Consider the following 19,157-nt stretch of genomic DNA (forward strand, 5'->3'; position numbering starts at 1 on the left):
TCTTTTTTATCCTGCTCATCCGTTTCTTCTGTACCTTTCAAAGATGATTCATTTTCACTTCTCTCATCCTTTGCTTCAACATCAGCAGGTTCACAAACACCTGGGAATATATTAATAATGCAGGCATTTTGCATAATAATTTTTTCTTCTTCACTAATTAAAATAAGGTGATCATCAAAGACTTTGCTTAGAAAGCCTGCAACAAATTGATCATTATAACAATTGACCGTTACCCAGCTGTACTTACACTGCTCCAAAATTTCATGAAGCTGCTCTGCCTGTAAATAATCCTGTCTAATCGGGTTGGCCTGCAAATCTTTCGCATTTTTTGAAACTGACTTTATTTGCGCAAGTTGATGGTAAATGTATTTTTCTTCTGTGTTCTGTAAAATTAAATAATCTTTCTTAACATCGACTATTGTTCCTTTCATTAATGTCCCATCGCTTGAAAAGACGCCTACTGAATAGCCGATAAGCGATTTAAGTGCATCTGAAAAAAAAAGGTTCGACATTTCTATCCCCCTCACCGGTTGAAACCTTTTTCATCAAATAAGGGCCCCTTTGAAAGAGGAGAATATGCATAATCACTTATCCCATTCCTCCATTCAAAGAGACTCCGATTTCTTTCCTATTTAACATAACTGAAAGCAATTATTCGCTTTCCGTTTTTTGAGGTTCTTCCCCTTTTCCTTTCTTATCTGATCCTTTTTTGTCTTTTTCATCATTTTTCCCTTCATTATTTTTTTCTTTGTTCCCTTTCTCTGGAGCTTCAATTTTCAAATCATAGCTGATGTTTTTAATATGGAACGTCGATACACGAATAACTTCTTCATTACAAATAATTGTGACATAATCGTCATTACAATCATCAAGGATCCCTTCATATTTCTCAGGTCCGCCACGGTTGATTATCACCCATTTGTACTTTAAATTGTTCATGACTTCTGTAAATACTTTTCCGCTGATGTACGTAAAATTTCTAGGGACGAGGAGATTAAATTCGAGTCCGTTCTTTGTATTGTCCGTTATGCTTTTAACGTGCTGACCTTTATAGTAAAGAACACCGTCTTCTTTGGTAAGAAGTACAAAGTAATCGTCTTGTACTGCCAGCAATTGTCCGATCCGGGAGTCAGGTCCGCCACGATTAACTTTGACTACTTTGCCAACTGATGACCTCAAAATTTCATTATTCATTGATCTTCTCCTCCTGTTTAGGTAATTCCTTGTAATTATATGCAGAAAGGAAAAGATGGTACTGATTCATTAATTGGAAATCTTATTTTTTAATTCGTGTTGATAGAACCACTAAAATGCAGAGTTTCTTGACAACATATACTTTGCACGTTCTTGGATATGTAGAAAAATCATCATTATTTTACTTCTTAAAAACCTCCGACTGAAACCGCATGAACAGCTTCTATACCTCTTAAATGGAAAATCCCCGTCATTTAACACATCATAATATGCTGAAAAAATAAATTCAAAATAAGATTACTGAGTAGGAGATCCGTTGGTTCATTTTAATGGCTTTTTGAATATAATGTATTCTAAGCATTAATATAAAGGAGAGATGGTAGTGCCTAAAAAGAAGAAAAAGGATCAGACATCAACGGGCCGCACATCAACCGGCCACACATCAACCGGCCGCACATCAACCGGCCACACATCAACCGGCCACACATCAACCGGCCACACATCAACCGGCCACACATCAACCGGCCACACATCAACCGGTCACACATCAACCGGCCACACATCAACCGGTCACACATCAACCGGCCACACATCAACGGGTCCAGGTAAAGGACCAAAAAAAGGTCCACGAAGACGAAGATAGTAAAAAATGCTTCCGTTTGATCAATTACTCATTGATCAAACGGAAGCATTTGCTGCTTAAAGAGTACTATTACCAACTCCAAAGAGCATCTCAAAAGAGTAAGTGCACGTTAAAGAACTTGAATTTGAGATCAGTTCCATAGAAAACCTCTTCAATGAGTCAACAATTAAAGATTGTACAAAAATAAAATTTGTTTCCTTTAAAATCAATTTATTCACTAGCTGCGTACAATGATGATAGTAACGGCGAATAAAGATAAACGTGAGCATATCGGTTTTATCAGGGAAAGGACAGAGAGTCTATGCCTTATCTAATTCCATCTTATTTTTTGATAATGGAAGAAAATGATCTAAATGATTTACGGAGTGATATATGGAGCGATCATCCTGTTCCCGCCTATTTAAAGGTGGAGAACACCCTCTATGATATCGACATCGCTTACCGGGGATCCTATACGCGGAAATTTCGAAAAAGATCTTTCTGGATCGAGTTCGTCGATCCAAATAGATTCTCGGGGGCCCGCGTCATTCATCTCAATGCGGAATATAGAGACCCATCCCTTATGCGTAATAAACTTTCTTTCGATTTTTTCCAGGACCTTGGTGTTCTATCCCCACAGAGTCAGCATATAAATTTAACGCGAAATGGCTCTTTTAAAGGTGTCTATTTGCAATTGGAATCCGTGGATGATCTGTTCTTGGAAAAGAGAGGCCTTCCTTCGGGTCCAATTTTTTATGCTGTCAATAATAATGCTAATTTTTCGTTGATGAGAGATGAAAAGAGAAAAGAATCACTTCTTTCGGGTTATAGACGAGTTTTAGGAACCGAATCAGACGATGCTTTCCTTCATGAATTTATAAACAAAATCAATACGATTCCCCTATCTGATTTTTCTGATGAAATTCCCCGCCACCTCAATATTAATACTTTTTTATGCTGGTTTGCTGGAGCCGTTTGTACCATGAACAATGACGGGTTCACTCACAACTATGCACTGTACCGAAACAGTGAGACAGGTTTGTTCGAAATCATTCCCTGGGACTATGACGCAACTTGGGGACGAAAAGTCGACGGTGGAGTCATGCGTTACGATTACGTACCTATTAAAGGAAAGAAAGCCAACAACCTTTGCTATCTCCTCCTGCAGATACCAGAATTCCGCAAACTTTACCGAAACATATTGGAGAAAATTTTGGAAACCAAATTTACAGTCGAACATTTGGAAAATAAAATAATTTCTCTGCATCAAGCTTTAAGACCACACATCCTTTCCGATCCTTATAAAAAGAAAACGATTGATACATTCGATGGAGAGCCCGAGTTTATTTTTCAATTTATTCGCGAACGCCGCAGCTATTTGAAAAAACATTTGGTGGATCTTGACTGAAGAAATTGTCCTGATCATCAAAAATGTGCTTTAGAATGGCAGAAAGGGGCAAATACTGTGAAACCAATATGTATAAAAAACACTGATAATTACGGTAGAGGGATATATGCTGCGCGTGATATTAAAACAGGTGAACTTATTGAAGTATCGCCTGTTTTAATATCACCCCAAACTGAGTGGAAGTATTTAGAAAAGACGATACTTTTTGATTACTGCTTCACTTGGGGTGAAAATTATGAGCATACAGCGATTGCTCTAGGATATGGATCTCTATTTAATCATTCATATACTCCAAACGCTGTATTTGTTTATAATCTAGACGCTCTATCGATAGACTTTTACGCAATAGCTAACATTAACGAGAACGAAGAAATCACTATAAATTACAACTGCGATCCTGAAGATAAATCTTCACTATGGTTTGAGATAATTGATTAGATAAATTGATATTGTAGCGCCAAGCAGTAAAGGTTTTTTATTGCTCATCCCTAAAAAGCTTATGGAAAAAGTCTGAATTGCTCATGTTACTGATAACATGAAAGAAAAATCAACACAATTTATTTGAGGAATACATTTTCGAGGTATAAAAAGAAAGAGAGGACTTTATAAAGTTCTCTTTTCTTTTAACGGATTATTAATTTTTGCAACTCCATTTTACCTTGTTTTCTAGAATAAACAGCTTCATATTGAGTTTTAAAAAAGAGAGTTAGCGAAACAAAAAATGCAGGGAATGTGGTCAACTGACTCCTTCCCTGCTTCAAAACCTTATTAAATCAAATCTAAAACAGCTACTGCCTCTACATGCACCGTTTGGGGAAACATATCCACCGGCTGCACTTCACGCGTCTTGTAGCCTCCATCTTCTAATACCCGCAAATCACGTGCGAGTGTCCCCGGATTGCATGATACATAAACAACTTTTTTCGGTTTCATTTTTAAAATCGTCTCCAGAAGCGCTTCATCGCAGCCTTTGCGTGGCGGATCAACGACGATGACGTCCGGTCGAATGCCCTGCTTGTACCAGGCTGGAATGACTTCTTCCGCTTTTCCCGCTTCAAAATAAGCATTGGTGATACCGTTTAGTTCCGCGTTTTGCTCGGCATCTTCAATGGCCTGCGGGACGATCTCGACTCCGTAAACCTGTTTTGCTTTTTGCGCCAGAAAGAGTGAAATGGTGCCAATCCCACAGTAAGCGTCGATAACCGTTTCTTCCCCAGTCAGCCCGGCATACTCCAGCGCTTTGTTATAAAGTACTTCCGTCTGAACCGGATTGACCTGGTAAAACGAACGGGCGGAAATCGCGAATTTCACGCTGCCGATCGTGTCATAAATGACGTCTTCTCCGTACAGCGTCCTTGTCCGGCTGCCGAAAATGACGTTCGTTTTGTCAGGATTCACATTTTGAACGATAGATGTAATCCCGGGGACAGCGGCACGGATGCCTTCCACGATTGCGGCTTCATTCGGCAGCTCGTTTGTGCGCGTAATAAGCACAGCCATTTTCTCGCCGGTTTGGTAGCCAATCCGTGCCATGACGTGGCGAATCACGCCTTTATGACGCTGTTCATCGTATGGCATAACCCCATTCGCCGAGCAGACGTCTTTCACTTTTTGAATGATCGTGTCACTTTCTTCGTGCTGAATCAAGCATTCGGTCATATCAATGATCTCATGCGAGCGTTTTTTATAAAATCCGGCGACAATCCGGCCGCCGGACAAACCGACTGGCACCTGTGCTTTATTCCGGTAGCGCCACGGATCGTTCATGCCGAGCACCGGATGAACGGGCACGTCCGGCAGTTTGGCGATCCGGTCGATCACGCTGCGGACCTGATTGTATTTCATCTCCATCTGTCCCGCATAAGACAAGTGCTGAAGCTGGCAGCCGCCGCATTCGTCGTAGACCGGACAAGGCGGCTCCACCCGCTCCGGCGATGCCTGGTCCAGGCGGATGAGTCTCGCAAAGCCGTAGCCTTTGTTTAATTTTGTTACTTCAATCTCTCCTGTTTCACCCGGCAGAATGCCTTCTATAAATAACGGGTAGCCGTCAACTTTCGCTACCCCTTTTCCTTCATGTGTTAAATCAGTAACCGATACGTGAACGGTATCTCCTTTTTTGACCGGAGTTTGAGTCTTTGCCACAATTACATCTCCTCTTTCTAATTAAAAAATGCATCCCTCTCGGCGGAAATCCAGTTTTCCATTTCTTTTTCCTTCACAAGGCGATTGACTAATATATCGTGCCATACATAATTTTCAAGCAAATAAATATGAACCGGATCATCCGTATAAAAAGCGTTATCGCGCTGTTCTACAGATGGACCATATAACATTTCGCTGCCATCAACGGATAAAATAAACCACTTTTTATGCCCAATCTGCTCAACAAAACTTGTCTGGCGATGCAAATCAAGTCCAGTGATTGGATTGATTACTTGAAAAACAATACCCTTCATCTTACAACGATGCGCTGCTTCTTTCAAGAGCGGTTCTAGCATTTCATACATCTCGCTCCATAAAGAAATAATCACTTTTCGTTTGGCTTTTTTTAGAAGTGTTTCACAAAATGCAAGAATTGATTCCTGTCCTTGAATGGACGCAACCCGGTTATCCGGAACCGGCTGAACCGCCTCTAACATTTTTAATGATTCGTGGATAGATGAAAATGTCGTTTCCCACTCGGATTGAATAGAGGACAAAAAAACATCCACCGGCAGGGGTGAATAATAAACACTGTCGTTTATTTCTTCTTGAATCACCACTCCTTGGGCAGACAAACTTTTCAGTACATCATATACGCGCGCCCGCGGTATGCCGGATTCTTTGCTGACTTGATACGCTGTTGATGTTCCGATTTTCACAAGTGTAACATACGCTTTTGATTCGTATTGATTAAAGCCAACCGATTGTATTTTTTGAATAAGTTCGTCCATTTTGCCCTCCAGAACGTTTCTTTTTCTTATCATATCATGTTTACAAAACGAAAAATAATAGTTACTATTAAAGTAGTAACTATTATACGAGAGGTGTTTATTTGGACGAAACGATCATTCTTACGTTATTTTTTTTCGGTTTTTTAGCAGCTTTTATCGATGCGGTAGTAGGGGGCGGAGGACTAATTTCCATTCCCGCTCTTCTTTCAACAGGACTTCCACCAGCTACTGCTGTCGCGACTAATAAGTTGTCCAGCACAATGGGTGCACTGACGAGTACGATTGCTTTTATTAAAGCCGGAAAAGTTGATTTCCGTCTGACAGGCAAGCTGTTTCCAATCGCGTTTATCGGTTCTCTTCTCGGCGCAATAACAGTTCGTTACGTTTCTCCAGATATTTTAAAGCCGCTTATTCTCGTTTTGCTGATCGCCGTTGCAGTTTATACAATCTTTAAAAAAAATTGGGGAAGCGTGTCTACCTATAAAAAACTGAATTGGAAAAAAGCCGTGCTGTTTATGACGGCTATTTTGGTTATTGGCTTTTATGACGGTTTTCTTGGCGCTGGGACCGGCTCATTTATTTTGTTTGCCTTCCTATTGCTCGGTTTTGATTTCATGCAGTCTGCCGGCAATGCAAAACTGTTGAACTTCGGAAGCAACATCGCCGCATTGATTCTGTTTTTGACGATGGATATGGTTCACATTTCATATGGGCTGGTAATGGGCGTGGCGATGATTCTCGGTGCTCTGACCGGATCAAAGTTCGCGATTCGAAAAGGAACGACGTACGTTCGGCTTCTATTTATCATCGTCACAGTTTTATTGATCAGTAAAAATGTATATGACTTTTTCAGTTCACAATAAAAAAGGCCCCTGCTTTTGCAGATGCCACGACGAACTGTGCCAGTCCAAAACCTGCTAAAAAACCTGTGCCAATTGAAGAGGATTTTAGGCTCGTGCGGCATTCTTTCTTTTGTGTAAACCCATCGATCAGCATCGGCACATTCATCAAAACGGCAGCAAAAAAAGACGGAATAACGGAAAAAAGCGGTGTAAAAAAAGACCATTGGAATCGACATAAAAAGGCCGATTAAGATAAACATACAGCGATAACAGACTAGAAACTTCTTTCCTTTTACAATTAAAGAACGCTCCGATTGGCGAAGGCACGGCATAAATTGAAGTGTTAAAAAATCTTTCATAACGAACAATCCGGACCACAGTCGCAGTCTCCGTCCCGATCGCAGTCAAATGTTCGTTTGTTGATCGTTGGTGTTGGACAGTCCAAGCCTGAACAGTCATCATCTTTTCCTTTTTTTCGCCGCTTATTGTACCAATACACCGTGTAAACAAATAACATCACGCCAAATCCAAGCTAAATGAACAGGATGATTCGCTCACCGCTGTCTGGATTCGAGGTTAAGCCGACAATACTGCCGATTACACAAATAAGAGCGGCACAAAAGCTGAGAAAAACCATCTTTTTCCCCTCCATCAATATAGGTGCTTCTTTAAGCATATGATAAAATGAAGAAGTAAGCTACCACTATGTGGAGACGCTTTACGAACCGGTCATCGTGCCTGGAAAAGTAAAAATCAAAGTAGAATAGACCGGCATTTAATGAAAGCAAAAAACCAGGTGAAGATTTTAGTAAAATCGCAGCCGGAATAATGGTTCAAATAAAAACCACTCGCTGTGAGTGTTTTTTATTTGTTTAATTCACGTGTTTAATTCAAGAGAAAAGTGGAATAGTACAGGATAGAACATAAGGAGTGATCAATCAATGAGTTCAGTAAAAGAGCAAATTTTATCTATTTTAAAAGAAAGCCGTGTCGGAACGATGGCGACCATTCATGATAATAAGCCGCGTTCACGCTACATGACATTTTTCAACGATGACTTGACCCTTTATACAGTTACAAGTAAAGATACGCACAAAACCGAAGATGTTGAGCAAAATCCGTACACGCACATTTTACTTGGATATGAAGGTGAAGGCTTCGGGGATATGTATGTGGAGATCGAAGGGAAAGTCATTGAATCGGATGACGAGAGCTTGAAAGAAAAAGTATGGAATGAACACTTGGAACCTTGGTTTGACGGCCCGGAAGATCCGAAATTGCTTATTTTGCAAATTAATCCGGATCAAATTCGTTTAATGAACAAAAAAGGACAGCCTCCACAAACACTGGAACTGTAATGTTAAAAAGCATCGACGCTTACTGCGCGATGCTTTTTTGTATTCATGTATCATGATTTATGTCCAATTGCCTATAGTTGTGTCCACTTATCGCCATTTACCACTCAACTAATTTTGCGTGCTTTTTCTTATTGTGCAGACGCTACTACTTCTTCATATGTTCCAATCGCTTCGATGCCGCCATTTTGCAAACGGATTACCTGATCGGCGCGCCGGATCGTGTTCAGCCGGTGAGCGATCACGAAACTCGTCCGTCCTTCCATTAAGAGAGCAAGCGCATCTTGAATATGGAGCTCTGTAATCGTGTCGATGCTGCTCGTCGCTTCGTCTAAAATAAGAACAACCGGATCGGCCAAAATCGCCCGCGCAATGGATAGAAGCTGCCTCTGTCCTTGGCTGATGCCCGATCCGTCCTGGCTTAATTTTGACGCGTAGCCATCCGGCATCCGCATAATAAATGAATGGGCATTCGCTTTGCATGCCGCTTCGATTACTTCATCGTCCGTCGCATCCAGCCTGCCGTAGCGGATGTTTTCCATCACTGTTTCTTCAAATAACACCGTATCCTGCAGAACAAATCCCATTTGGCCGCGCAGCGCAGAACCTGCTATTGCCCGGCTGTCCACACCGTCAAATAAAATCGCACCGCCATCCGGCTCATAAAACCGGGCGAGCAAATTCATAATCGTCGTTTTACCTGATCCTGTCGGCCCGATCAATGCAATTGTTTCACCAATCGCTGCTTCAAATGACACGTTAGACAGGGTTTCTTTCCCTTTTTCGTACGAAAAAGATACATGGTCAAAAACGACATGACCGGACAGTTTGTGCTGACTGCCTGTCTTCCCATCAACGGCTTCATCTGTATCCATAATGTCAAAAACACGTTCCGCACCGGCCACAGCCGACAGCATCGTATTGTATTGATTGGCAAGGTCATTGAGCGGTCGTGTAAACTGACGGGCATATTCGGTAAAAATCACAATAGTACCGACCGTCGCCTGTCCATTCAGCGCCAAAATACCGCCAGCGAGCGCAATGAACGCAAAACCCGCATTGTTTAGCAGATTCATCAGCTTCGGAATAAATCCCGAATACGCCTGTGCCAGAAACCCTGCTTCCCGCAGCCGCTCATTTTTCCCCATAAATTCATCGATCATTTCGTCCTCGCGGGAAAACATTTTGACAATGTGCCTGCTTGAAATCGCTTCTTCAATAAAACCATTCAAGTCGCCAAGATGGCGCTGCTGCTCTTTAAATCTCGGTCCCGTCCGGCTCGTGATCCATTTCATTCCGCCAAACATAAGCGGAATGATAAGCAGCGTCACAACCGTTAAAAGCGGGCTTAAATAAAGCATGACGACAATGGAGCCTGTAAGCGTTAAAAGGCCTGATGCTACTTGGATAATGGAACTGTTTAACGTGCTGCTAATGTTGTCAATGTCGTTTGTCACCCGGCTCATCAATTCGCCATGACGGCGCTTGTCGAAAAAAGAAACCGGCAATTTATGAAAATGACGGAACAAGTCATCGCGCAGTTCATACACTGTTTTTTGCGCAATCTCCGCCATCCAATAGTTTTGCAAGAAAGTCACAAGCGAATAGCTTATATACACAAGTGCCAGACCGGCGAGCAGCAAAAGAAGCCCCTGTTCATCACCGGATGTTATATAATCATCAATTGCCACACCGGTTAAAAATGGACCAGCGAGCGCCAGTGCGGAACTGAGCGTGACCATCATCATGGTCAAAACCAGCTTTCCTTTTCGCTTAAGCAAATAGCGTCCAATTCGCTTCAGCGTGACAGACATATTGCTGATTTTTGGTTTTGATCCCGGATTACTGCCCGGATGCTTCATATGCCCCACCCTTTCTCACTTGCGAATCCATTAGCCGCTTATATAAGCCATTTTCACTGGCCAGCTCGTCGTGTGTGCCAGAAACCGCCGCTTCGCCATCTTCAATCATAAAAATACAATCCGCCTGCTCTGCGGTTGAAATTTTTTGTGTCACAATAAAAATCGTACATGGCTCGGACGTAATGGCTTCAATAAGCGCAGCTTCCGTTTCCACATCAAGCGCGCTGGTGCTGTCATCGAGCAGCAAAATATCCGGCTGGCGAATGAGTGCCCGCGCAATGGATAACCGCTGCTTTTGGCCGCCCGATAGCGTGACCCCTTTTTGTCCAATCATCGTGTCATATCCATCCGGCAGGGCCGCAACCGTTTCATGAATTTGCGCTTTTTTCGCCGCTTTTATAACTTCCTCTTCCGTCGCGTCTTTTTTGCCCCATCGAATGTTTTCAATGATAGACCCTGTAAATAAATGCGATTCCTGCGGGACAAAGCCGATCTGGCGGCGCAGCATGCGAATGTCCATCCGGCTCACGTCACACCCGCCGATCATGAGACGTCCATTATCGGGTTCATATAGACGCGGAATAAGCGACAGCAGCGCCGATTTGCCGGAACCCGTTTCCCCTAAAATGGCAGCCATACTTCCGCGCTTCACCTTCATTGAAAAAGAATCAAGCACCGGAACCTTTCCACCCGGATACGTAAACGTGACATTCTCAAAGACAATATCACCGTTTTCCGGATACTTTTCTGTTACTTTCTTGAGCTGTTCCTGCTCAATCATCAACACTTCATCAATGCGGACAGCGGACGCTTTACCGCGGGCAAACGCAATCGTAATAAAGGTGAAAATCGACAGTGAAATGATAATTCGCGCTGCATAGTTAATAATCGCAACAATTTCACCCGTTGTTGCCGTGCCGTTTTGCATCTCAACAAACCCAAACCATAAAATAAAAATGAGTCCGCCGTTCATGGCGAGCATCAAAACCGGGACGATGCTTTCAAATGTGCGGATCACGCGGATTGTTTCATTCATAAGCGCTTTTCCTGCCTGCTCAAACCGTGACGTTTCATGTCCGCTTCGTACGAACGCTTTAATGAGCCGGATGCCGGTTAAATTTTCATGCATGACACTGTTTACTTTGTCGAGCTTCAGCTGCACGCGGCGGAACATACCCGCTCCTTTTCTCATCATAAACAGCATAAAAAACGTCATCACCGGCACGGTCACAAGCAGCACAAGCGATAATTTAAAATGAACAAACAGCGCCATCGCGGTGCCGAAAATAATCATTAACGGTGCGCGCAGCATAATCCGCAGGCTCATAAAAACCGCATTCTGCAGCTGGGTGACGTCATTGGTCATCCGCGTAATGAGCGTGGATGTATCAAAACGACCGTACTGCCCAAACGAAAATGACTGCACTTTCTCAATGAGCTCTTTTCGTATATCAAATCCGTAATTTTGTCCGATCCGGGCAGCAATAAACGAATTCGTGATCCCTGCTACAAATGAAAACAGTGACAGCAAGATCATAATGCCCCCCCAATATAAAATAGCATCCATATCTCTGGCGATAATGCCCTCATCCACCGTTTTTGCCATTAAAATCGGCAGCACAAGTTCTACCGCAAGCTCCAACAGCATAAGCCCCCAGGCAAATGCCATTTGAAGACGATACGGCATTAATATAGACAAAACACGATTCATACCCATTCCTTCTTCCGCTTCTTCTTGTCAACAGTGTAGCAAACATGAAAAAAATTCGCCTGTTTAAAGAGGCAGGCTTACCCTTGATGGTTGCTTTAGCAGGGCTTGTCTTTTTTTGAATCAGAAAAAAAAGAATTCTCCAGCTCTTTCCCCAGCTAGAGAGAAAAATTACCATTTCGGTTCGATGATCACTTTTTTGGTCATAAGATCAATGTCCAGACATTGAATGGCACTGATACTATCTATACGTAATGTGGCATAAGTATCGGTTCTCTCCAAATGATACAGCTCGTTAAAACAAGTCGTGACACCCTGGCATATATCAAAAGGCTGAAGCAATGAAAGTGTTACAACATTTTTACCTTCATCGATGTTTTCGATACGGAAATATTTCGTCATAAACGGGCAATTGTCTTTTAATCCAGCTGCCTCAAAGTATTCACTATCGGTCTTCAGCATAATGGGAATCGTATCCCCATCAAAAAGTTTTGCCAAAAGACTGCTGCAAATGTCTGTTTTCATTCCTTTTAATTGATCCTGCTGCTGCTTTAAAACGGTGAAAAAATAGCCTACACCACTCCTGCCGGGACGACTGTGCCGCATGACATCTCCCCCTTCCTTATCTGCTTTTATTTATAGTTTATTTCCGTTTTCTTAAAGAGGTGAAAAAGCCCGCTTTATTATTTTTTTAGTACGAACCTGTTCTTTTCAATTCGCTTTTCACATAACATCTTTGAGCTGCATTTACTAAGATAGGGTTTTATTTAAGGAGAGGGGAATTCATTTGACACTAATCGGTATGCTCCATCATAGAAAAGACCCAGGAACTGTGATTAAGTCCTATGCTTATGCCATTGTGGCAAAGGCAGAAGGCGCTGATTTTGTTTATTTCTCACCTAATTGTGTAAATTTTATCACGAAGCGCATTAAAGGCTACGTTTATGAAAAGGGTGCTTGGGAAGAACGTACGGTCCCGTTTCCAGATGTCATCTATAATGCCGGCAGCCCTGAAAAGTTAGCGAAAGCAAAAAGTGTGATTCAAAAGCTGAAAGAGACCATCCCTTTCACCACCCATTCAATAGGCAACAAATGGAACGTAGCTGAAAGGCTAAAAGAAGGAAAAGAGTTTGCCAGCTATTTAATTCCGACAAAAACAATAAAAAGTTCAAATGATATCCTTCACTTTATGAATGCTTTTCGCGATGTCATCGTAAAACCAATTGATGGTCGAAAAGGCCAGGGAATTTATTTTATTCAAATGGACGGCAGCGAATATGTAGTGAACAAGGATTCAACAGACATCCAGTACAGCCGGGCACAGCTGGCCTCTTTTTTCGATCCGCTTCTTAAACTGAATACATTTATTATCCAGCCTTACATATGCAGCAAAACAAAGGCTGGTCTTGCGTATGATTTCCGTCTCCATGTCCAAAAAGATGGAGACGGAAAATGGGGCATCACGACGATTTATCCCCGCGTTGCACCTGAAGGTACGATTGTGACCAATATTAACAACGGCGGCTACACAAATTATCTCGATCCTTTTTTAAAGCAAGAGTTTAGTAAAGAAGAGGCATTTAACATTAAACGAAAGCTTGAGCATTTTTCTCTTTCATTGGCTCGTCATCTTGATGACCTTCAAATGCGTGAATATCAGGAAGTGATTGATGAAATCGGTGTGGATGTCGGGCTGGATCAAGATCAGAAAATCTGGATTTATGAAGTGAATTGGCGTCCTGGCTGCCCGCCTGCCTTTTATTTAGAAATGGACGTCGTAAAAAATACGATTCATTATGCGATCTACTTAGCGAAAAATCAGGATAAAATAAAAAAGAAAATTCAGGAAAAAAAGAAAAAGGAGCTGAATATAAATAAAATTCCGATTGTCGCCATAACGGGAAGTGCCGGCAAAACAACCACAAAGGCTTTTGTTTCCTCTATTTTTAAAACGAGAATGAATATTTTCGAATCAAAAGATTATTGGAATACAACGGAGCACACGAAAAAGCACGCTGATGAAATTGATTCCACTCACGAAGCGATTGTTCTTGAATATGGAATGGCTTACCCTGGTGTCATTACGGAACATTGCGGGATTATCCAGCCAAACATGAGCATTGTCACAAATATTGGTATGGCGCATATCGGCAATTTTGACGGTGATATTCGAGGAATCGCCCATGCAAAATCAGAATTAATTCATGGCATGAAGCAGGATGGCGTATTGTTTCTGAATGCCGATGATGAAAATTCTGGCTATCTTGAAACAGAGAAATTTCAAGGGAAAATCATTACAACCGGGATCCGAAAAACCGCCGATTACCGGGCATACGATGTGGCATATGCAGAAAGCGGAATGACATTCAAACTCGTCCTTCATAACGATGAGCATCAATTCTTTATTCCGATTTTTGGTGAGCATCACGTATACAATGCCTTGAATGCAATTGCCATAGCTGATTACTTGGGCTTTTCACCACTTGAAATAAAATCGGGTCTTCTTTTCCGAAAACCGCCCCGCCGGATGACCATTTATCAGTTAAAAGAATCCATGACCATGATTGATGATACCGTCCACTCCCATCCGCAAGCCGTCATCGCGGCGATTGATGTGCTGAAAAATATAGCAAAGGGCAGAAAAATTGCGATATTAGGGCAGATGCGTGAACTCGGTGACTTGCGCGATGAGCAATATAAAAAAGTCGGAGAATACCTCGCTGAGCAGAGCATTGACCTTATTATCACCTACGGCTATAGAGCAGATGCGATTGGAGCAGGAGCTATAGGTGCTTCCTTCCCAGAGGAATCTGTAAAGCACTTTCTAGACAAAGACAAAATGCACGAATACTTGCAGGAGATCCTTCAAGAAAAAGATACAATTCTTATAAAAGGCGCAAGCAAAACGAATATGTTTGATACCGTTGCCTTTTTAGATACCACGTATGCTTTAAAATAAAACGACGCCCTCCGATGCAGGCAGCACATAGAGTTCTTTGTCCTTCTTAGAACTCTATGTTTTTTGGGGAGGAGTTTCTTTTTTTGATCGTTCTTTTTCCATATAAAAACGACAAGCCCGTATAAAATGGGCTTGTCGTTACAGGCTGTCGACAAAGTCGCCAGTCTTTTTTTGAAAGGGCCGATAGGTGAAGCAAAAAGGACTTCGCTTTTCGGCTCCAATCAGAAAGCCCTAAACTGCCATCACCAAAGATCAATGATGAATAAGAAATCAAATGCGCTGACAAAAGGGTTTATTTGTCTACACTCTGAAACGACAAGCCCATATAAAATGGGCTTGTCGTTATTGTTCTTCTCTTAAATAAAATTGAATTTCCCGAGCTGCTTTTTTTGCGAACATTGCTGCTTCCTGCATCGTTTTGCCTGTCGCGATGACATACGCATATCGATGCCCCATTGACAACGGCGGGATAAGCAGTGTGCCTTTTTTCGGTTTTACATACACTTCCGCGACGTTCGGACATTTTGCTGCTCTGTTTTTCCCTGTTACTTTTTCTAATATGCCTTTTTGGCCGACAATCACATGCTGTGTAAACACAAAATAATTGGTTTTCTTTTCTAAAGAAGGCGTTTCTCCTGTCAAAATTTTGAGTGTTTCCTCTACTAAGCTGTAGCCAAAGGCCGCTTGAATCATTTTATTCATCGCACCGCCGGAAATCCTCGGATTGATCTCGATCAGCTTCCATCCAGTATCTGTGCGTCTTAATTCAAGATGAAAAGCCCCGTTTTGAATGTTTAAAGAAGTAACGATGGAGTGGATGATCTCTTGAATACTTTCTTCTATTTCTGGCGCAACATTGGCCAGCACCCCGTACCCCGTCACAATAAACCGCTTCCCTTTCGTAATTTCCTGCTCGATAATGGCTGCGATCATTATTTGTCCTTTAAATACAATTACTTCAACTAAATATTGTTCCCCATCAATGTATTCTTCAACAATCAGCGTTTCTTCGGGATATTTGTCTTTTAATTTTACTATGCTTCTTTTTAACTCTTCTTCTTCTTCTGCAAAAATAACATCTTTTGAGCCGGTTGATTTAGGACATTTGACCATAACAGGATACGTTAAGTGATCCGGGAAGGTGATGGATGAAGTGGAGGTGTTTTTTTCTACGAGTAAAAATGCTGGCGTATACGGCTGATGCGAAAGATAGCTTCGTGTTTCTTCTTTATTTTCCATAATAAAAATGGCATCCGTCGATAAATAGTTGTGGCAAAATTCATCTGCTAACACGGAAGCTGTATGAACATGCTGATCAACAAAACTGGTGATGGCTTTAATGTCATGTCCTCTATGCTGCAATGACTTAATTTGTTCTTTTAATGCGGGGATATCTTTTATATCCAATAAAACGAGTTCATGCACATCCGGATATTCTTCTCGCTGCTCCAGCTGCCGTTCTCTGTTTGTAAAAACCACCGTGAAATACCCTGATTTTTCGGCTGCTTTCACTGCTTCTCTGCTGGAACCTGATTTATTTAATCCGATAAATACTATGGTTTTCACGAAACGTACCCTCCCTATTTTTAAGCGGCATTCAAGTTTCTATATAAGGTATGACCTGCCTGGAATTTTGAATGGTCATTCGCCCTGCCTTAACCATTTCAGGCAAAAAAAAAAGCAGCACAGGGCTGCTTTATAAATCATTTACGTGACTATACTGTTTTGGCAAAGCGCCGCAAGTCTTTATCTCTTAGTTTCCGGCTAGGACGCGTCTGGCCGTTAAATAATGCTGATCATACCAATCCACGAATATAACCCGCGAAATCACGCCTTCTGACGTCTTCATCACCAGTCGATGGTCGCCGGCATAAATGGCTGCCATAGTGGGTTTGGTTGATCCTTTCGTGCTATTAAAAAAGACAATATCGCCTTTTTTCAGCTGGCTTCTGGAAACGTAGGTCCCCTTCTTCATTTGTTCACTTACAGTCGCTGCCCCCAGCTGAACCCCATTGTTTTGGAATACACGGTTTACAAAACTAGCATTCGTTAAAGAGGATGACTGTGAGCTGTTCATCAAGCTATAGGCAGAAGCGACAACCTTGTCCCCTTTTGTGGCCGGATTTGCTGACATCAGTGTTGGCAGTACTCTTCTTGCCCCTGCATAATTGTCCCGGTAATACGCTTTGCTCATATCCGAGATGACAATATTTTGTTTAGAATCGGCCATGTGGATAATTTTATTATTTCCTATGTACAAGCCGATGTGGTTTGCCGGATCACTATTACCGGGAGTGCTGTCAAAGAAAACAAGGTCTCCTTTTTGCAAGTTTGCTTTTGATACGGCTGTTCCTTGCTTCAACATATAATTTTCATTATACGTAGCCAGATCCACGCCTTCTTTCTCAAATATAAAGTTTAAGAACGAAGCGCATGAAAATTTATAAGGAGCCGTTTTTTGATAGACAGTATTGCTGTATGTGGCTTTTCCGATTAATCCTTTTGCTCTGCTGATTAACTGATCTGCTTTTGCTTCAACGGCTGCTTGATTATTCTGTACATTAGTTGCGGCATACACTTTTGGTTCTTCAATACCCGCGACAGTCATGCTTGATAAAGCAACCATTGAGGCAAGAGCGGCTGTGACGATTTGTTTTTTCATTGGTGCCTCCTAAAACGTTTTTGTTCTGGTGAACACCGTTTATTCTAACATCCACAAGAATGGGAAACCCTTAGTAGTTGTTTCTAGGTTTCCCATTCATTTCATCTTTTTTCTTTTTTTTAAAATAAGGCATACTAAACACCCGGGATTAAAGCATTTTTAATTGCTGCGCTAATTGGATCATCGAACGGCTTTTCATAGGCCCTTTAATGAGTAGCAGCGTATGTTCATCTACTTTATCTTTCAACATTTCCAGAATGCCTTCTACCGTTTGAAACGCGTGCACATCACCAGTAAATCCATCTCTTAACGCCTGACGGCCAATTTCTTTTGCTTTCTCACCGATTGTCACTAACGTATCAAACGTTCTTTCCGCCACCATACTGCCTACTTTCTGGTGGTACTCTATTTCGTAATCGCCAAGACGGTTAATATCGCCTAGTAACACAATTGTTTTTTTATTCTTTCCAAGTTCATCCACCACTTTTAATGCTGCTTCAACAGAGGTTGGATTGATTGTCCATGTGTCATCAATAATTGTGGATCCATTCATCCCGGCTGACACTTCCAGATGCCGTTCCATGTTTTGAAATGACGCCAGTCTCCCTGAAGCTTCGCCAATGTCCATTCCCATATGGTGAACAGCGGCAATTGCAGCTAACGCATTGTATACTTGATGTTCACCATATCCAGGGATAAACACAGCATACGTTTTCTCATTATGCATAAGATCAAATGTCATCCCGTTCTGAGTGTAACAAACATTGGCTGCCTGAAATTCAGACGGATTGATCAAACTAAAATAAATCACGCTGCCTTTGAATGAATCCAATGATAGTTTCTTAATGTTCTCATCATCTGCATTTAAAATCAGCGCTCCGTCTTCTGCAACCCCTTCAATGATTTCACCCTTTGCTTCAATATACCCTTCTAATGTCTTGCACCCATCCAAATGATGGGCACCAATGGTCGTAATGATGCCAATGGTCGGCTGATAAATAAGACATTGGTGCTTGATATTACCTATGTTTCCCAATCCAGTTTCAAACACAGCCATATCGGTCTGGCGATTAATGCCCAGCAGATAATGAAAAGACCGTCTCGGTTCATTTTTGCTGCTTTCCGATGCCTGTACAGTATAAGACTGACTCAATATGTGCTTGATCATTTCTTTGACTGTTGTTTTGCCACATGTCCCTGTAATGGCCGTAACTGGAATCGTGAAAAGAGAACGGTAATAGTGAATAAACGTCCAATAAGACTGGATCACACTTTTTACACGAATAACGGTTGTTTTGTTCAGCAAATGCCGTATATCTTCTACTGGTTTATCGGTTACAACAACACAAGGAGTCATTTGTGCCAAATGCCCCCAGTAAATGGACTCTCTTTTGTTTAAGAAAATAAGTGTATACGGCGCCTCTAATGTATGACGATTATACACAATGGCATTTTTTATGTGCCAATCTTCTCTTCCACAAATTAACTCTCCTTCTAGTACATTGCGGATGTCTTTTAACAGGACTGGTTCCATTATTGCCCTCCTTTTTTCATTTATTATATGATTCGCGGCAGGTTGTTGATTGTACATAAATCTAGTTTTACTTCACTC

The 19,157-nt window shown here is 41.8% G+C and carries 18 protein-coding genes and 1 pseudogene; 6 read left to right on the top strand and 13 right to left on the bottom strand.

What is annotated here, in order from left to right:
- Both NLX67_RS07730 and NLX67_RS07735 read right to left on the bottom strand, forming a co-directional pair.
- On the bottom strand, positions 1-512 hold a 512-nt coding region (locus NLX67_RS07730; protein WP_254311082.1), incomplete at its 3' end, for a DUF2642 domain-containing protein.
- A gap of 139 nt (positions 513-651) precedes the next feature.
- A complete protein-coding gene (locus NLX67_RS07735; RefSeq protein WP_254311085.1) occupies positions 652-1,194 on the bottom strand; it encodes a hypothetical protein in 543 nt (180 codons plus the stop codon).
- A gap of 382 nt (positions 1,195-1,576) precedes the next feature.
- On the opposite strand from NLX67_RS07735, the gene NLX67_RS07740 reads away from it, so the two are divergent.
- The 3 genes from NLX67_RS07740 (at position 1,577) to NLX67_RS07750 (ending at position 3,662) form a co-directional block, all read left to right on the top strand.
- Complete coding sequence (locus NLX67_RS07740; RefSeq protein WP_254311086.1) at positions 1,577-1,837, top strand: hypothetical protein; 261 nt, start codon at positions 1,577-1,579, stop codon at positions 1,835-1,837.
- Between the two features lie 301 nt (positions 1,838-2,138).
- The gene (locus tag NLX67_RS07745) at positions 2,139-3,224 is read left to right on the top strand and encodes a CotH kinase family protein (RefSeq protein WP_254311089.1); all 1,086 of its coding nucleotides are present in this window, start codon (positions 2,139-2,141) and stop codon (positions 3,222-3,224) included.
- Positions 3,225-3,281: 57 nt separating this feature from the next.
- Positions 3,282-3,662, top strand: coding sequence for an SET domain-containing protein (locus NLX67_RS07750; RefSeq protein ID WP_254311091.1), 381 nt, complete (start codon positions 3,282-3,284; stop codon positions 3,660-3,662).
- Positions 3,663-3,992: 330 nt separating this feature from the next.
- Here the strand turns inward: NLX67_RS07750 and rlmD are convergent, their stop codons facing one another.
- Both rlmD and NLX67_RS07760 read right to left on the bottom strand, forming a co-directional pair.
- Entirely contained in the window at positions 3,993-5,366 is a 1,374-nt protein-coding gene (gene rlmD, locus NLX67_RS07755; protein ID WP_254311094.1) for a 23S rRNA (uracil(1939)-C(5))-methyltransferase RlmD, read from the bottom strand.
- A gap of 17 nt (positions 5,367-5,383) precedes the next feature.
- Complete coding sequence (locus tag NLX67_RS07760) at positions 5,384-6,157, bottom strand: TrmB family transcriptional regulator (RefSeq protein ID WP_254311097.1); 774 nt, start codon at positions 6,155-6,157, stop codon at positions 5,384-5,386.
- A 101-nt stretch (positions 6,158-6,258) separates the two neighbouring features.
- On the opposite strand from NLX67_RS07760, the gene NLX67_RS07765 reads away from it, so the two are divergent.
- On the top strand, positions 6,259-7,020 hold the full coding sequence (locus NLX67_RS07765) for a TSUP family transporter (protein WP_254311098.1): 762 nt from the start codon (positions 6,259-6,261) through the stop codon (positions 7,018-7,020).
- Here the strand turns inward: NLX67_RS07765 and NLX67_RS07770 are convergent.
- From NLX67_RS07770 to NLX67_RS07775, 3 genes and pseudogenes are all read right to left on the bottom strand, one after another.
- Positions 7,007-7,168: a hypothetical protein gene (locus tag NLX67_RS07770; RefSeq protein ID WP_483863873.1), complete on the bottom strand. Its 162-nt coding sequence runs from the start codon at positions 7,166-7,168 to the stop codon at positions 7,007-7,009. The genes NLX67_RS07765 and NLX67_RS07770 overlap by 14 nt on opposite strands.
- A 28-nt stretch (positions 7,169-7,196) precedes the next feature.
- Positions 7,197-7,358 (bottom strand): annotated as a pseudogene (locus NLX67_RS23190) (DUF2085 domain-containing protein); the annotation flags it as partial.
- Entirely contained in the window at positions 7,355-7,516 is a 162-nt protein-coding gene (locus tag NLX67_RS07775) for a hypothetical protein (protein WP_254311102.1), read from the bottom strand. The gene NLX67_RS07775 and the pseudogene NLX67_RS23190, both read right to left, overlap by 4 nt.
- A 424-nt stretch (positions 7,517-7,940) precedes the next feature.
- Here NLX67_RS07775 and NLX67_RS07780 point away from each other — a divergent pair, with 424 nt between their 5' ends.
- The gene (locus NLX67_RS07780) at positions 7,941-8,357 is read left to right on the top strand and encodes a pyridoxamine 5'-phosphate oxidase family protein (RefSeq protein ID WP_254311103.1); all 417 of its coding nucleotides are present in this window, start codon (positions 7,941-7,943) and stop codon (positions 8,355-8,357) included.
- A 128-nt stretch (positions 8,358-8,485) separates the two neighbouring features.
- Here NLX67_RS07780 and NLX67_RS07785 read toward each other — a convergent pair whose 3' ends face one another.
- The 3 genes from NLX67_RS07785 to NLX67_RS07795 form a co-directional block, all read right to left on the bottom strand.
- Positions 8,486-10,216 (bottom strand): ABC transporter ATP-binding protein, encoded by a 1,731-nt coding sequence (locus NLX67_RS07785; protein ID WP_254311105.1) that lies wholly within the window; start codon positions 10,214-10,216, stop codon positions 8,486-8,488.
- On the bottom strand, positions 10,197-11,927 hold the full coding sequence (locus NLX67_RS07790) for an ABC transporter ATP-binding protein (protein WP_254311106.1): 1,731 nt from the start codon (positions 11,925-11,927) through the stop codon (positions 10,197-10,199). Before NLX67_RS07790 ends, NLX67_RS07785 begins: the two co-directional genes overlap by 20 nt.
- A 168-nt stretch (positions 11,928-12,095) precedes the next feature.
- Complete coding sequence (locus tag NLX67_RS07795; protein WP_254311113.1) at positions 12,096-12,530, bottom strand: CotY/CotZ family spore coat protein; 435 nt, start codon at positions 12,528-12,530, stop codon at positions 12,096-12,098.
- A gap of 181 nt (positions 12,531-12,711) precedes the next feature.
- On the opposite strand from NLX67_RS07795, the gene NLX67_RS07800 reads away from it, so the two are divergent.
- Positions 12,712-14,883: a YheC/YheD family protein gene (locus NLX67_RS07800; protein WP_254311115.1), complete on the top strand. Its 2,172-nt coding sequence runs from the start codon at positions 12,712-12,714 to the stop codon at positions 14,881-14,883.
- Positions 14,884-15,225: 342 nt separating this feature from the next.
- On the opposite strand, the gene NLX67_RS07805 is transcribed toward NLX67_RS07800, so the two are convergent.
- The 3 genes from NLX67_RS07805 to NLX67_RS07815 form a co-directional block, all read right to left on the bottom strand.
- Positions 15,226-16,449, bottom strand: a complete 1,224-nt coding sequence (locus NLX67_RS07805) for an ATP-grasp domain-containing protein (protein ID WP_254311118.1) — start codon at positions 16,447-16,449, stop codon at positions 15,226-15,228.
- Positions 16,450-16,636: 187 nt separating this feature from the next.
- Positions 16,637-17,545 carry a C40 family peptidase gene (locus tag NLX67_RS07810; protein ID WP_254311119.1) on the bottom strand — a complete coding sequence of 303 codons (909 nt, stop codon included), beginning with the start codon at positions 17,543-17,545 and terminating at the stop codon, positions 16,637-16,639.
- A gap of 148 nt (positions 17,546-17,693) precedes the next feature.
- A complete protein-coding gene (locus NLX67_RS07815; protein WP_254311121.1) occupies positions 17,694-19,079 on the bottom strand; it encodes a UDP-N-acetylmuramoyl-tripeptide--D-alanyl-D-alanine ligase in 1,386 nt (461 codons plus the stop codon).
- Between the last annotated feature and the right edge of the window lie 78 nt (positions 19,080-19,157).

Origin of the sequence: Domibacillus sp. A3M-37, assembly GCF_024213455.1 — a bacterium.
GTDB classification, from domain to species: domain Bacteria; phylum Bacillota; class Bacilli; order Bacillales; family Domibacillaceae; genus Domibacillus; species Domibacillus tundrae.

Bases quoted from the DNA above. Each gene is read 5' to 3' on its own strand.
- NLX67_RS07785 (WP_254311105.1), bottom strand. From the start codon at position 10,216: ATGAAGCATCCGGGCAGTAATCCGGGATCAAAACCAAAAATCAGCAAT.
- NLX67_RS07735 (WP_254311085.1), bottom strand. From the start codon at position 1,194: ATGAATAATGAAATTTTGAGGTCATCAGTTGGCAAAGTAGTCAAAGTT.
- NLX67_RS07815 (WP_254311121.1), bottom strand. From the start codon at position 19,079: ATGGAACCAGTCCTGTTAAAAGACATCCGCAATGTACTAGAAGGAGAG.
- NLX67_RS07810 (WP_254311119.1), bottom strand. From the start codon at position 17,545: ATGAAAAAACAAATCGTCACAGCCGCTCTTGCCTCAATGGTTGCTTTA.
- NLX67_RS07795 (WP_254311113.1), bottom strand. From the start codon at position 12,530: ATGCGGCACAGTCGTCCCGGCAGGAGTGGTGTAGGCTATTTTTTCACC.
- NLX67_RS07775 (WP_254311102.1), bottom strand. From the start codon at position 7,516: ATGTTATTTGTTTACACGGTGTATTGGTACAATAAGCGGCGAAAAAAA.
- NLX67_RS07760 (WP_254311097.1), bottom strand. From the start codon at position 6,157: ATGGACGAACTTATTCAAAAAATACAATCGGTTGGCTTTAATCAATAC.
- NLX67_RS07745 (WP_254311089.1), top strand. From the start codon at position 2,139: ATGCCTTATCTAATTCCATCTTATTTTTTGATAATGGAAGAAAATGAT.
- NLX67_RS07780 (WP_254311103.1), top strand. From the start codon at position 7,941: ATGAGTTCAGTAAAAGAGCAAATTTTATCTATTTTAAAAGAAAGCCGT.
- NLX67_RS07790 (WP_254311106.1), bottom strand. From the start codon at position 11,927: ATGAATCGTGTTTTGTCTATATTAATGCCGTATCGTCTTCAAATGGCA.